Genomic DNA, 13,503 nt, shown 5'->3' on the forward strand with positions numbered 1-13,503 from the left:
GATGAATGCCGTGAAGCTCTATATTCGCGAGCACGGCCTGCAGGTCGGCGATGAACTGCCAAGCGAGGGGGCGTTTGCCGAGCAGACCGGCGTCTCCCGCACCATCGTCCGCGAAGCCTACCGATCGCTGGCGGCGCTGACGCTGATCGATATCGGCAATGGCCGCCGGGCGCGGGTGGCCGCCCCCAAAGCGGATGTGCTGGCGATGATCACAGATCACGCCGTTCACACCGACCAGGCGACGATCCAGCAAATTTTCGACGTTCGCCGCACGATCGAGCGCAGGACCGTGGCGCTTGCAGCGCTGCGTCGCACAGACAAGGAGGCGGCGGAGATCGTCGGCCTTGTCGATGCAATGCAGCGCGACTTTGGCGATCCGCAAAAGGTGATGGAGCATGACATCGCCTTCCACGAGGCAATCGGCATTGCATCGCGTAATCCGATGTTTGCCCTGCTCGTGGGGTCCTTCCACCTCTTGACGCGTCACACCTGGCCGATCGGCTGGGCGAGCCGCGGCAGCAACGAAACGAGGCAGGAAAGTATCGACGGACACATGATCATTGCCCAGGCGATCGCAAACGGTGATCCGGCAAAGGGCGAGCAGGCCATGGTTGACCATTTTGACTTGACGGTGAAGGCGCTTCTGGCGGCCGGGGTGTATTGATCAATGAAAATTACGGCATTTGAAACCGTCCGCGTCCACGAATTCCCAAACATCCTCTGGGTCCAGATCCACACTGACGAGGGACTTGTGGGTCTTGGCGAAACATTCTTCATGGCTCAGACGGTCGAGGCCTACATCCACGAGGTTGTTGCCCCGAAACTTCTGGGCCGTGATCCATTGGAGATCGACCGGATTTCCAAGGACCTGACCGGTTATCTCGGCTTCCGCTCGACCGGCGCCGAGATGCGCGGGAATTCGGCCGTTGATATCGGCCTCTGGGATCTGTTCGGCAAGTCCACCAACCTGCCCATCGCCCAGCTGCTCGGTGGTTTTTCGCGCCGCGAGATCCGTACCTACAACACCTGCGCCGGCAACACCTATATGCGCGACGCCAAGGGGCAGCAGACCGCAAATTACGGCATCGGCGGTCCACGAAAGGACTATGACGATCTCAACGGTTTTCTGGAGCGGGCTGACGAGCTTGCCGAGGACCTTCTTGCCGACGGCATCACCGCCATGAAAATCTGGCCGTTCGATATCGCGGCAGAGAAATCCGGCGGGCAGTACATTTCCGGCCCGGATTTGCGCCAGGCGCTCGAACCTTTCGAGAAGATCCGCAAGCGCGTAGGCGATCGCATCGACATCATGGTCGAATTTCATTCCATGTGGCAATTGACGCCGGCCATTCAAATTGCCCGAGCGCTCGAACCCTATTCAACGTTCTGGCACGAGGATCCGATCAAGATGGATTCGCTCTCGAGCCTGAAACGCTATGCCGCTGCCAGCCGGGCGCCGTTGTGCGCGTCGGAGACGCTCGCCACACGCTGGGCCTTCCGTGATCTCCTGGAAACGGATTCCGCCGGTGTCGTCATGCTCGATCTGTCGTGGTGCGGCGGCATATCGGAGGCGAAAAAGATCGCCACGATGGCCGAGGCCTGGCATTTGCCCGTGGCCCCGCATGACTGCACCGGACCCGTGGTGCTTTCCGCCTCGACCCATCTGTCGCTGAACGTGCCCAACGCGCTCGTTCAGGAGAGCGTGCGCGCCTATTACAAGACCTGGTACGCCGATCTCACCAACCAGCTTCCTACCGTGACGAACGGGATGATCACCGTCCCGCCCGGTCCCGGCCATGGTGTTGATCTTGCACCCGATCTCGATCGCAAATTCAGCGTCAGCCGCCGGGTGTCGAAGCCTGACGTTTGAGGGCGGCATTGGTGCTATTGACTTGTATGGTAGTATGCTAGTAGCTTTTGAAGCAGATTGAACGAGGGGAGGCTGAGGATGGACAACGCAAAGCCGCTTCGGGTTCTGTCGGCGACAGGAGCCGTTGGGCCCCAAGTTTATCGCATACTGCGGGAGCAGATCATCCAGGCCGAGCTTTTACCGGGAGAGCGGATTTCCGAATCGGAGATCGCAAAGACCCTGTCGATCAGCCGTCAGCCGGTTCGCGAGGCTTTCATCAAGCTGTCGGAAGAAGGCCTCGTTCAGGTCCTCCCGCAACGCGGCACCTATGTCACCAAGATTTCCACGGCCTCGGTCATGGATGTCCGCTTTGTTCGCGAAGCAATCGAAGCCGACATTGTCCGTCATCTTGCCGCAGATCATGCGGCTGCGACCATCACAGAACTGCGCAGCCAGATCAGCCGGCAAAAACAGGTGCGGCAGAACGATCGTGCCGCGTTTCTGCGCCTCGATGAACTGTTTCATCATACGCTCGCCGCCGCCGCCGGCAAGGCCTATGCCTGGAGCGTCGTCGAAAGCGTCAAGGCGCAGATGGACCGCGTCCGGTTCCTCAGCGTCGATGACATGCAAATCGGCCGTCTGATCGAACAGCACGAGCGGATCGTCGATGCCATCGCAGCCGGCGACGTCGCGCAAGCCGAGGACGCCGTGCGGACACACCTGCGCGAAATCTTGAAATCGCTGCCGGAGATTGCCCGGTCACGGGCCGAATTCTTCGATGCGCCGGAGTGATCGGCGCCAGCAACCATTTTGATGTCACAACGGGAGGAAAAACATCATGATCCGCAAACTGATAGCAGGCACAGCCCTCGGGCTGACAATGATGGCGTCCGGCGCAAGCGCCGAGGGCCTCAACATCGCGTTCATCAGCCATTCGTCGGCCTCGAACACCTTCTGGCAGTCGGTCAAGAAGGGTTATGACGATGCCTGTGAAAAGATTGGTGCCAATTGCCAATTGATTCTTACCCAGACCGAGGGCTCCGTCGAACAGGCAGTCGCCAATCTGCAGGCGGCGATCGCTTCCAAGCCGGATGCAATCTTCGTCGCAATCGTCGACAACAAGGCCTATGACGCTGTCATCCAGGAGGCGGTCGATGCCGGTATTCTGGTGTTGGCGGTCAATGTCGATGACAGCGAAGGCGCCAAGGGCAATGCGCGCAAGGCCTTCATCGGTCAGGGCTTTACCGCCGCGGGCTATTCGCTCGCAAAGGCCCAGTCGGAGAACTTCCCGAAGGAAGGGCCGCTGAACCTGCTCGTCGGCGTCAATGCTCCGGGTCAGACCTGGTCTGAGCAGCGGGCCGGTGGCGTGACGAAATTCCTTGAGGAATACAAGGCCGAACACAAGGATCGGGAAATCAACATCACGCGTATCGATGCAGCGACGGACCTTGCCTTGACGGCGGACCGCATCGGTTCCTATTTGAACGCCAACCCCAGCACTACGGCCTATTTCGATACCGGTTACTGGCATGCCGGTGTTGCCAAGGTGCTGAAGGACCGCGGGATCGAGCCGGGTAAAGTCCTCCTCGGCGGCTTTGACCTGGTGCCGGAAGTGCTCCAGCAGATGCAAGCCGGTTATGTGCAGGTGCAGGTCGACCAACAGCCTTACATGCAAGGGTTCATGCCGGTCATGGAAACCTACCTCTACAAGACCGCCGGCCTGACGCCATCCGACATCGACACCGGGCAGGGCATTGTCACGCCCAAGGACGTGCCGACTATCCTTGACATGGCGAAGAAGGGCCTGCGCTGATTTCCGATTGTCTTTTGAAACAAACCAGCGACTTGTCTCTCCGGAGACAAGTCGCTGAACGATGAGTAGCAGCCCATGAAGCGGTTTTTGAAAATCTATCTGGATAAGCCGGAACTCGCCGGCCTCGCCCTTTTGATCATCCTGATGGTTATCTTCCAGGTGAAATCGAACAGCATCCTTCTGTCATTCGAGAACGTGCGCGGCATCATGGGCCTGCTGCCCGAAATGGCGCTCGTTGCAATTGGCGTTACCATCCTGATGATTTGCGGCGAGTTCGATCTTTCGGTCGGCTCGGTCTTCGCGCTGATGCCGATGACGATGGCGGTTGCCCTCACGTCCGGTGTACCGTTTACCGCGGCGGTGCTCATGGGTTTGCTACTGTGCGCCCTGATCGGCTTTATCAACGGCTACATCACCCTGCAGTTCACCATTCCGAGTTTTATCACAACGCTCGGCATGCTCTTCATTGCCCGCTCGCTGACCATCGTCATTTCCGGCGGATTCCCGCCCTTGCTTCCCGATGATCTGCCGACCTGGCTGTTCACCGACTATATTTGGCAGGGTGCCATCGTCCGAATGTCCTTCATCTGGTTCCTGGCAATCGCGTTGCTTGCCGCCGGCCTGCTGTCGCTGACGAATTTCGGCAACTGGATCCGCGCCACCGGCGGTTTCAACGAAGCGGCCGCGTCGATGGGTATCCCAGTCAAACGCGTCAAGATCATCTGCTTCATGCTGTGCTCGGTTCTCGCAGGGTTTGCCGGCCTGTTGCAGGTGCTACGTCTCGGTTCGCCGCTTCCGTCAATAGGGGAGGGGCTGGAGCTTCAGGCCGTTGCCGCAGCGGTCATCGGCGGTACGTCGCTTGCGGGCGGTATAGGTACCGTGTTTGGCGCGGTCATCGGCACCCTCTTGATCCGCACCATCGACAACGGCCTTGTTCTGTCCCGCGTCGATGCCAACTGGTTCAAGTTCGCAATCGGCGTGCTCACCATGTTCGCCGTCATTGCCAATGCCTGGATGGGCAAGATGTCCCGCAAGATCAAGGTGGAGGCGCACAAGTGACAGTCCCGATCATTGAATGCCGCAACCTGCAGAAATGGTACAGCGGTGTCCACGCCCTGAAGAACATCAACCTGACGATCAATCCAGGGGAATCGGTTGGCCTCGTCGGCGACAACGGCGCCGGCAAGTCGACGCTGATCAAGATCCTCTCCGGCGTCCATCATCAGGATTCGGGCGACATCCTCATCGAGGGTAAGAAGGTCGAGATCCGCAACCCGAAAGAGGCGATGCGCCACGGGCTTGAGACCATCTACCAGTACAATTCCATGGTCCCGACCATGTCGATCGCCCGCAATCTTTTTATTGGCCGCGAGCCGATAAAATGGTCTATCGGCGGCTTCGGCATCATGGACCAGAAGCGCATGCGTGATGAAAGCGTCCAGGCCATCGCCGATGTCGATCTGCATCTGCGTTCACCCGACGCCCTGGTCGGCGAGCTTTCCGGCGGACAGCGGCAGGGCGTCGCCATCGCCCGTGCCATGCATTTCAAGTCGAAGGTGCTGATCCTCGACGAACCGACCAATCATCTTTCGGTCAAGGAGACCAACAAGGTGATCGGCTTCGTGCGCGGACTGAAGGCACAGGGTCTCACGGGTATCTTCATCTCCCACAATATGCAGCACGTGTTCCAGTCCTGCGACCGCATCGTTGCCATGGCGCGCGGCGAAATCGTATTCGACCGGCCGACCGCGGCAACGTCGATCGATGAAGTCCACGAACTTCTGTGAGGTAGATATGACCGACCTGTCTGGTAAAACTGTTCTGTTGACCGGCGCTTTGGGGACCCTCGGCCGCGCCCAGGCCGAGCGTCTTGCCCGCAGCGGCACAACGCTGCTGCTGCTCGATCGGCCAGGTGCCGAGTCTGGAGAGGCCTTCGCAGCGCAAATTGCCACCATTCATGGCGTCAAGGCAATCTATGTCGGCGAGGACCTGAACAAGCTTGCATCCGCCGAGAAGCGGGTGGCTGAGCTGTCGGCGACCACCGGCGGCATCGATATCCTGATCAACAATGCCGCGCTGATCATCAACAAGCCGTTCGAGGAATTCTCCCTGGAGGAATACGAGGACCAGGTTCGGGTCAATTCTTCCGCAGCCTTCGCGCTGACCCGCGCTGTGGCATCGGCGATGAAAGTGAAGGGCTATGGCAAGATCGTCAACTTCTGCTCGCTGACGCTCAACGGGCGCTGGGACGGTTATGTGCCTTATGTCGCCTCAAAAGGCGCGATGCTCGGTTTGACAAAGTCATTGGCGCGAGAACTCGGACCGCATGGCATCCGCGTCAATGCCGTCTCGCCGGGTGCCGTCGTTTCCGAGGCTGAGGAGCGCGTCTTTGCCGACCGGCTGCAGCAATACAACGATTGGATACTTGAAAACCAATCCTTAAAAGCGCGAATTCAGCCGGAGCATGTCGCCAATCTTGTGCATTTCCTTGTCTCGCCCGTCTCTGACATGATCTCCGGCCAGAATATCGCCATCGACGGCGGTTGGTGATGACATCCATCAACCTCTCTAACGGTAGCGCCCGGATCACTGTCCGCCCCGACCTCGGCGCCGGTCTCAGTTGTTATGACGTGTTTGCCGGCAATGCGTGGCAACCGATCTTCCGCACTGCCGACCCGGCAACCCAGCATCCATTTCATCTGTCCAACATTCTACTGATCCCTTTTTCCGGGCGTGTTTCTGGCGGCGGCTTTATGTTCGACGGAACATTCCACCCGATAGACCGCAACATGGAATCGGAGAAATATCCAATCCACGGCAACGGTTTTTCCTCGGTCTGGATCGTGGATGAACAGGCTGACAACCATGTTATTTTGTCGCTTTCGGCAAAGGGGCCCGGCCCGTTTTGCTATGATGCATCGATGACTTACCGGTTGGACGGTATGGCACTCATCATGGAGTTGACCATCACCAGCCGCGCCAGCATCCGTCTGCCTTTTGGCGCTGGTTTTCATCCTTGGTTCGTGCGTGACCGCGAAACCTTCCTGACGGCTTCGGCTGACGGCGTCTGGCTGGAACGGGCCGATCACCTGCCGGAAATGTTCGACGCGGTTTCGAACCACGCAGATATGGATTTTAAAACGCGCCTCCGTCTGCCAGAGCGCTGGATCAACAACTGGTTCACCGGCTGGAATGGAAAAGCCCAGATCGACTGGCCTGCGCGTGGCATTGCCGCCGAAATTGAGGCCGGCGAAGGCCTCAACCAATATGTCGTGTTTTCTCCGTCCGCTGAGGCCGACTTTGTCTGTTTTGAACCAGTCTCTCATCCGGTGGATGCGTTTAATTTGCCTGGAGGCGGGCAAGCACATGGCATGATCGTACTCGAGCCTTCCGAGATCCTGACTGTGTCAAATGCGACAAGGCCTTTTTACCTTTCACGAGAATTGCACGCACCCATTGAGCCCAGAGCACACTTGGCGAAACGCAGAAAGGATCGCGTGCCCCTTGAGAGTGCGCCGCGGGCGTAATCAAAAAGTTTGGCGTTGAGTGAAGTGGGCATCGGGGACGGAGCATGCCGAGGTTCCAGTCTTAACCCTCCATTGCGTCCTTTCACTGAGGAATGTGGATTGTAAGACGTAATCACTTCCCATGCGGATCGGCGGAACGATTTCATTTCGCGCGCGATGCGCTCCAGAACTGTCGCAGCCGTCCCATTGGCATTTCGGCCGACAGGTTGGGACGAGGTAGCGGTTTTCCTGCGTGCAGATTTTAGGCCGACGAATATTTTCTGATCTAGCGTCATCGCGCCTATATGGACGGATAGCGATCTCAAGGCAACGAAGTGGAGTTCCCCGTAACGATTGTCATTGTCGGTGCTCAATTGAATGTGTCAACGATCGACATACCTGAAAGGCCGCAACAGCAGCGCCGGGCGAATGTCCCCCCATGCTCGGGAGCAGGGGCTGTGGATTCTAGGTTTCGCGATTTTGAGCGAGCGGCCGAACGGGAAACATGTCTTCGCCGTAATGGTGAAGGCGGGTGTGATGTCTTCGGCACAGCCAGCGGACGTCCAGTGGCTTCTCGTAGTGATCATGATGCGCATCGACTGCGTCAATGCCGCAGACCTCGCAGGCCTGTCGTTCCAATTGGCCAGCTTTCAGTGCCCGCTGGACCGCCAAATGGGCGCCATATTTTGCCGGATTTGCCCGACGCCAATCCGCCTGCCGGGTCTCACTTTCGATCATGATGTTGGCCCAGCCAAATTGTTACCCGTCGTACGTTGGCCGTTCCTTCGCTTCAGACCGAGGAATTGGAGCGTCCGAATGCACTATAGCGGCGACACGGTGAGGGGCAAGGCACCAGGACACTGATCGCCGACGCCGTCAAGGCGCAAATCGATGCCATCATAATCGGGATTTGCTCGACCGTCTGGACTGTGGGCGGGAAAATCGCTATTGGCGGGTACTTGATGCTGTGTTGAGCACATTGCTGAAGCAGCGGCGCGGACACCCCAAGGCTTTTCAACGTGAAAAAAATCCAACGCAGTTTTGCAGTCGAGTATAAATCCGGTCGGCGAAAACCCATTCGCAATACAAACTCAATCTGGGGTAACTTGGATCTCAAGTCCGTTGCGCAAGATGTGCAGGACGAGACAACCCCGTTCCCTGTTTTGAAACTGCAAGATAATAAATCCGGCGGCGAATTAACTTTACCTGAAACAGATCCTGCCGGGTCGTTGACACGGCCGATCGGGCAGCAGACAAATACTTCAGTTCCACGGGAGACGATCATGGCCGACGAATTCAGTACGACAACCAACTCTGAGGCTCCGGCCGTTGTCGAAGCACCGATTGCAGCGAAGAAACAGCGCAAACCCCGCGCCAAGAAGGTTGCCGCCGAAACGGTGGCCGTCGAGGCTGCTGCGGAACCAGTAGCTGTATCGACCAGCGCACCAGTCAAGCAGAAGCGGGGACGCAAGGCCAAGGCAATTGGAACTGCTGCAAGCAGTGCCAAGCCTGCGCCGGTCAAACGTGCTCCGAAGACGGCGCCAGCAGCGACTGCGGCCCCAACGGCGGCAATCGATGAAATCGCGGATCTTCTCCAGTTGGAAGAAGAGAACCAGAGACTGCGCAAGCTGCTTTCTGAAAAGCTTCGGGCAGAAAACGCCGATCTGCGCAAGCGGCTCAAGCTCGATTGAGCCGTAGCCGGCAACCAATTGCCGGCGGCATTACTCTGCTTGTCGAGATGTACACTTTGGTGGCGGTGGCTGCGGCCGCCAAAGTCGGCACTCGCAGTCAATATGCGGGAGCGAACGCGAGGTCGAAGAGATGGCGTCACCCTGGAAATTTCTTGCGCGACTTGTATCACCGCGACGGGAGCGACAAGAAGAAAACGGCACACACGACACCGTCAAGCCGGAGGTGTCGACCAGCAGCGAGCCACCAGAGACGGTCGACCCTAGCGGGCTGAACTCCGGGGATCAGCCCGCCAGCCAACAACCGCAATCGCACAGCCAATCCGATGTGGTTTCCACAGAGCCGAAGCTCGCCGCGGACACGGCAAGCCGTCTTCAGAACACTGGCGGCAGTGAACGCACCAAAACCATCGAGGTTGCTGAACCAGCTTCTTCGGAGAAAGGCGACTTCGGTGTCAAGGCAATACAGGACGCCTCGACGTCATCGCCCACTGGCGCAGTCACAAAGCGCAAGCTGAGCAAGCGTCGCAAACGAGCGGAAACAGTGGCTGTCGTTGCCTCCCCGGTCGTTCCCACTTTCTCCGACGACGCGATGGGCCTGGATGACGAGATCCGGTTGCTGCGGGACCAGCTGATAACAAAGCTTCGTCAGCAGAATGCCCAACTCAAGAAAATGCTCGGGCGGTTCGAACGCTGAATATGTTGAGAGCGTTGATCGTGCCTCGATCGGAAGCGCTGCGATCGGTATTCTCGGCGGTGGCTCGCGGCGGATCTCAACATTCGGCCGAGGAGGATTGGCGGGGAGGAATCTTGGGAAGCCGTCACCGGTTGATCAGATTTGTCCGTATTTAATCGGAATATAGCCTCGCACGCGCTTGGTGCGAGCCAGTGTGAGGAAATGGACAGCAGCATCTCGTTCTGTCCGGAACACATCACGCTTCTCACCACCCCGCTTTCCGATCCGCCCCCAGTAGCGAACAACCACGGCTTCGCCGAAGAGTGTCTGCTCGATCGCGAGTGAATAATACCGCGCCATGTTTCTGGTGTGGTCGATACGCTGACAGTAAAGACGAAACGGGTAGAGACCCAGCGTCGTCGGCGGTGGGCGGCGTCCGAAATCCGGAAGTCTCTCTACAGGCGGAAGACTCCGTCAGGATTGCGTTCCGTGGATATTTCCCAAGACCTTCATGAGTTCTTCGGGATGGTGACCAAAAGCGCGCGCCAAGAATGCCATTCCAGGACGAGGCAACAAATCAAGTCCTGCTCGCAACCCCTCTTGCCACGACGGCCCTCTTTGCCAGGCTTCCTCGAAGGCGTCGACAAGGATGGCCTGCTGGCGGGTCTCCACCAGCGCTTCGAAGAGCAGAGAGGTTTGGTATAGGTCCTTGTCTCGCTTTGCCCGTCCAACTGCGTCCGTGAGCCGCCTGGACGCCACGATAAGCTTGTGAACCGCATATCTCTCGGGAGCGGGGACGAGCACGCTCACGCCTTCTCTATGGAGGAGCACAGTTCGCACCGGCTCGTAAATAAGGTAATCGAGAAACCGCAGGTTCTCCGCGGACGCACCGCCCAGCGCGGGCATAGGCGATGGCTTGCCGATGTGATCGTCCGACCCCCGGTTTCCTGTGAGAAATTCGACCCGGTAGTTCGCTTTATTCACGAATGCTACCACTCTCGCTTTGTCGGCTTGGTGAGGGACCGCACGAAATGTGGGATCGACGGACTGCAGGACTTCCAGAATGGGCGGCAGGCTATCATCGACTTCCGCCGAGATCGCGAAGTCTTGCGCGTAGTCCGCATCAGCCGTTTGAAGTGAAGAGTTGGGGAGACGGATACCCAGAAGACCCGAGTAGCAGCCGAAAGCCACCGAGCCGATGAGAACGGCCCGCAGACGGAAAAGCCCCGCGTCCGCGAGCGCTTTTGTTACGTCGCCCGCAAACCGATCAGGGCCAGCCATGCCACTCCGTTTCAATGTCCCCACGAGCCGCCGGCGTTCCCGAATATCGTCCTTGATGTCCTTATGGGCCTGGACGCGGTTTGTGATTTCCTTGTCGAGTTCAGGGCCAACGTATCGCCGTTTGTCGCCATCGGGAGTGGGGAACTCGAAATACCAATATTTCTTGCCCTTGACGGGAACAGACACGAACCTGCCATCCAGAGGGAAATCAGCCTCGAACTGAGCGTCGAACGTTTTCGATGCCAGGTCAGCGAACATTGTTCGATATGTGAGTTCGATCTCTTTCATCCGACGACATCCTGCCGCTATAAGGTCCTCGCAAAAACCTTATAACACAAAAATTCGCTGCCGACATCACTCCGTTATAAGGACTTTTCAAACTCCTTATAACCTCGATCCTCCACCTAGGAACGACGAATATCTTCCAGGTTGTTTCACCCAAAACGAACCAAACTTAATGCCCGCCGCCGCAGTGCCGGCGAACTTGCCAGGCACAGCGGTATATCTCGCTCAGGTTTCGCCCGGCGGTTCGCCACAACGCACGACGGTGATGCGGTCATCCAGTCCAGGATAGGTGGTGAATTGAACGGCGATAGCTGTTGTGCCTCCAGCAGCGATACACCAAACCAATTCGCCATCCGGCGGGCCCGCGGGCCATGCTCTTTCTTGACTCTGAATGATTTGCGGCTCGAAATTGATCACCCCCGATAAGGGATACTTATCGGATGCCAAGCGCCCCGATCCTTCGAATATGTTATTGACGAAAAAGAACTCCCCCACTCCACCACGACAGGCCCGGCGAACTTCGTCTACCGTTCGAGCCAAAACTTCGGCGATTGGCTTGAAGCCGCCGCTCAAACCCAATATTCCGTAATTCATGACACCTTGGACTAATGGTAATGGATGAATCGATTTCGTTTCCGGCAGCACGTGACGGCCGCGACGCCGATCGCGCATTTGATGCCATTCTGAAGGAGATCCTCTCTGGCACGCTTCCGGCCGGCATGAAGCTGAACGAACCCGACCTTTCGCGGCGTCACGGGGTCAAACGCGGCCCATTACGCGAGGCAATGAGACGACTTCAGGGCCGCAATCTAGTGAGTTACACGCCGAATGCCGGCGCACGGATCGTCAAGCACTCGGCAGAAGACATCCTCCAAATATATCAGGTTCGCGAAGGACTGGAGAGCATGGCCGCTCGCCTCTGTGCCGAACATCTCACGGACGTGCAGATAGGGGACCTACGTGTCGCCGCCGCTGAGGGTCCCTTTCCCGAGGGACTGCGCCCCCGCAACCTCGAGGATCGCCAGAGTTTCCACCAGCAACTCGTGTCGCGTTGTGGAAATGCGATGATCGCCCGGGTTCTCGATGAAAGTTTCTTTCAGCTTTTGCGATTATGGAGGAGCAACCACTCATGGCTGCGCCATAGCGACGAAAATAGCCGTGCGGATCACATGCGCATCGCGGAGGCGATTTTCTATCGGGACGGAGATAGCGCTGAACTATTGATGCGCAACCATCTACGACGCCTGCGCCTGATCCTTGTCGAGAGGGTGCGAAACGGTAACGGTTTGGATTGAGGGGTCTCAGGGGCTTTCAAGCAGGATAGTCCGCAGGATGAGGAACAGGACGCCTCCGGCGGCCAGGAGGGAAAGCGGGCCGGAGCGCGTCTTCCATGACAGCACTGCGATGACCAGAGCCACAAACCACGCGAGATGTTGCCCCGCCGCATCGCGCAGCAGAACACCCGTGCTGCTGATGATCAGGCCGGCAGCGATTGGCGCCAACCCCGCAGCCAACGCCTTTGTCCATACCGCTGAACGATTGGAGTGCCAAAGGCGCGCAACGCCATAAGTCAACAGGCTCGATGGCAAGAAGATGGCGAGCGAGGCTGCAACTGCACCGGCGAGGCCGGCCACGTGCCAGCCGATCAATGTCACGACCAGCGTTGCCGGGCCGGGCGCCACCCTAGAAAGGGCGAATATCTCATTGAAACCCTCGGCGGTGAACCATCCATATTCAAGGCTCAGACGCTGAAGGTCGCCGATGATGCTCAAGCCGCCGCCGATGGTCATCATGGACAGTGGAGCGATTCGAGTCATGAGGAGGAAAACGCTTTCATCTTTTTCCATGGCGTAGCCTCCAATAGGCGAGCCCGATGCTGACCGGCCCCATGGCCCCGACGATAAGGACCAGCGGCACGTGCAAAAAGGCCCCGATCACCGTCAGCGTGAACACAAGTAATGATGCGACGTCAACGAGCGCATGGCGGGCAGCTCGAATACCCATGTTGATTGAAAAGCCTAGAGCGGCGGCAGCTACGCCGGCGAGGAACTGCGCCACCAGCGGCGCGTCGGCGGCTTTATGAATGAAGGAGCCGGCCGTCACGATGAGGACGGCCGGCGGCAGGATCGTTCCGAACACCGCGACGAGAGCGCCGATGGTGCCACGCAGGCTATATCCGAGCCAAAGCGTAAGGTTCACGACATTGACGCCGGGCAGTGCTTGAGAGAGCGCCAGCTTTTCGTGAAATTCCACCTCCGTTATCCACCGCTTCGAGACGACGAACTCGACTCGGATGAGGGAACTGACGCTGCCGCCGAAACTGGATGTGCTAATCTTGGCGCATGCACAGAAGAGCTGCCACAGGCTCGGTGGCGGAGTTTGGTCTTCTACAAGGAGCGGCAAGT

Annotated in this window: 17 protein-coding genes; 11 read left to right on the forward strand and 6 right to left on the reverse strand. The window is 58.2% G+C overall.

What is annotated here, in order from left to right:
• Window position 1: 1 nt before the first annotated feature.
• The 8 genes from QO002_RS25625 (at window position 2) to QO002_RS25660 (ending at window position 7,189) form a co-directional block, all read left to right on the forward strand.
• On the forward strand, window positions 2-664 hold the full coding sequence (locus QO002_RS25625; RefSeq protein ID WP_307236244.1) for a FadR/GntR family transcriptional regulator: 663 nt from the start codon (window positions 2-4) through the stop codon (window positions 662-664).
• Window positions 665-667: 3 nt separating this feature from the next.
• Complete coding sequence (locus QO002_RS25630) at window positions 668-1,870, forward strand: mandelate racemase/muconate lactonizing enzyme family protein (RefSeq protein WP_307235301.1); 1,203 nt, start codon at window positions 668-670, stop codon at window positions 1,868-1,870.
• A 78-nt stretch (window positions 1,871-1,948) separates the two neighbouring features.
• A complete protein-coding gene (locus tag QO002_RS25635; protein ID WP_307235303.1) occupies window positions 1,949-2,641 on the forward strand; it encodes a GntR family transcriptional regulator in 693 nt (230 codons plus the stop codon).
• A gap of 46 nt (window positions 2,642-2,687) precedes the next feature.
• Window positions 2,688-3,662 (forward strand): sugar ABC transporter substrate-binding protein, encoded by a 975-nt coding sequence (locus tag QO002_RS25640; protein WP_307235305.1) that lies wholly within the window; start codon window positions 2,688-2,690, stop codon window positions 3,660-3,662.
• A 75-nt stretch (window positions 3,663-3,737) separates the two neighbouring features.
• Window positions 3,738-4,721, forward strand: coding sequence for an ABC transporter permease (locus QO002_RS25645; RefSeq protein ID WP_307235307.1), 984 nt, complete (start codon window positions 3,738-3,740; stop codon window positions 4,719-4,721).
• Window positions 4,718-5,449: an ATP-binding cassette domain-containing protein gene (locus QO002_RS25650; RefSeq protein WP_307235309.1), complete on the forward strand. Its 732-nt coding sequence runs from the start codon at window positions 4,718-4,720 to the stop codon at window positions 5,447-5,449. Before QO002_RS25645 ends, QO002_RS25650 begins: the two co-directional genes overlap by 4 nt.
• 7 nt (window positions 5,450-5,456) lie before the next feature.
• The gene (locus QO002_RS25655; protein ID WP_307235312.1) at window positions 5,457-6,212 is read left to right on the forward strand and encodes an SDR family oxidoreductase; all 756 of its coding nucleotides are present in this window, start codon (window positions 5,457-5,459) and stop codon (window positions 6,210-6,212) included.
• The gene (locus QO002_RS25660; RefSeq protein WP_307235314.1) at window positions 6,212-7,189 is read left to right on the forward strand and encodes an aldose 1-epimerase; all 978 of its coding nucleotides are present in this window, start codon (window positions 6,212-6,214) and stop codon (window positions 7,187-7,189) included. Before QO002_RS25655 ends, QO002_RS25660 begins: the two co-directional genes overlap by 1 nt.
• Before the next feature lie 444 nt (window positions 7,190-7,633).
• Here the strand turns inward: QO002_RS25660 and QO002_RS25665 are convergent, their stop codons facing one another.
• Window positions 7,634-7,906: a hypothetical protein gene (locus tag QO002_RS25665; RefSeq protein WP_307235316.1), complete on the reverse strand. Its 273-nt coding sequence runs from the start codon at window positions 7,904-7,906 to the stop codon at window positions 7,634-7,636.
• Window positions 7,907-8,187: 281 nt separating this feature from the next.
• Between QO002_RS25665 and QO002_RS25670 the strand changes: the two genes are divergently transcribed.
• Window positions 8,188-8,859: a transcriptional regulator gene (locus QO002_RS25670; RefSeq protein ID WP_307235318.1), complete on the forward strand. Its 672-nt coding sequence runs from the start codon at window positions 8,188-8,190 to the stop codon at window positions 8,857-8,859.
• Between the two features lie 130 nt (window positions 8,860-8,989).
• Window positions 8,990-9,553, forward strand: a complete 564-nt coding sequence (locus QO002_RS25675; protein WP_307235321.1) for a hypothetical protein — start codon at window positions 8,990-8,992, stop codon at window positions 9,551-9,553.
• Window positions 9,554-9,688: 135 nt separating this feature from the next.
• Here QO002_RS25675 and QO002_RS25680 read toward each other — a convergent pair whose 3' ends face one another.
• The 3 genes from QO002_RS25680 to QO002_RS25690 form a co-directional block, all read right to left on the reverse strand.
• A complete protein-coding gene (locus tag QO002_RS25680; protein ID WP_307236246.1) occupies window positions 9,689-9,946 on the reverse strand; it encodes a WGR domain-containing protein in 258 nt (85 codons plus the stop codon).
• Window positions 9,947-10,006: 60 nt separating this feature from the next.
• Window positions 10,007-11,101: a nucleotidyltransferase family protein gene (locus tag QO002_RS25685; protein WP_307235323.1), complete on the reverse strand. Its 1,095-nt coding sequence runs from the start codon at window positions 11,099-11,101 to the stop codon at window positions 10,007-10,009.
• Window positions 11,102-11,323: 222 nt separating this feature from the next.
• A complete protein-coding gene (locus QO002_RS25690) occupies window positions 11,324-11,692 on the reverse strand; it encodes a hypothetical protein (protein ID WP_307235325.1) in 369 nt (122 codons plus the stop codon).
• Between the two features lie 20 nt (window positions 11,693-11,712).
• Between QO002_RS25690 and QO002_RS25695 the strand changes: the two genes are divergently transcribed.
• Window positions 11,713-12,393, forward strand: a complete 681-nt coding sequence (locus QO002_RS25695; RefSeq protein ID WP_307235328.1) for a GntR family transcriptional regulator — start codon at window positions 11,713-11,715, stop codon at window positions 12,391-12,393.
• Window positions 12,394-12,399: 6 nt separating this feature from the next.
• Here the strand turns inward: QO002_RS25695 and QO002_RS25700 are convergent, their stop codons facing one another.
• Together QO002_RS25700 and QO002_RS25705 are read right to left on the reverse strand one after the other, a co-directional pair.
• Entirely contained in the window at window positions 12,400-12,945 is a 546-nt protein-coding gene (locus tag QO002_RS25700) for a chromate transporter (RefSeq protein ID WP_307235330.1), read from the reverse strand.
• Entirely contained in the window at window positions 12,932-13,501 is a 570-nt protein-coding gene (locus QO002_RS25705; RefSeq protein WP_307235332.1) for a chromate transporter, read from the reverse strand. The genes QO002_RS25700 and QO002_RS25705 overlap by 14 nt, the downstream gene beginning before the upstream one ends.
• Between the last annotated feature and the right edge of the window lie 2 nt (window positions 13,502-13,503).

It is taken from the genome of Pararhizobium capsulatum DSM 1112 (assembly GCF_030814475.1).
In the GTDB taxonomy this organism is placed as follows: domain Bacteria; phylum Pseudomonadota; class Alphaproteobacteria; order Rhizobiales; family Rhizobiaceae; genus Pararhizobium; species Pararhizobium capsulatum.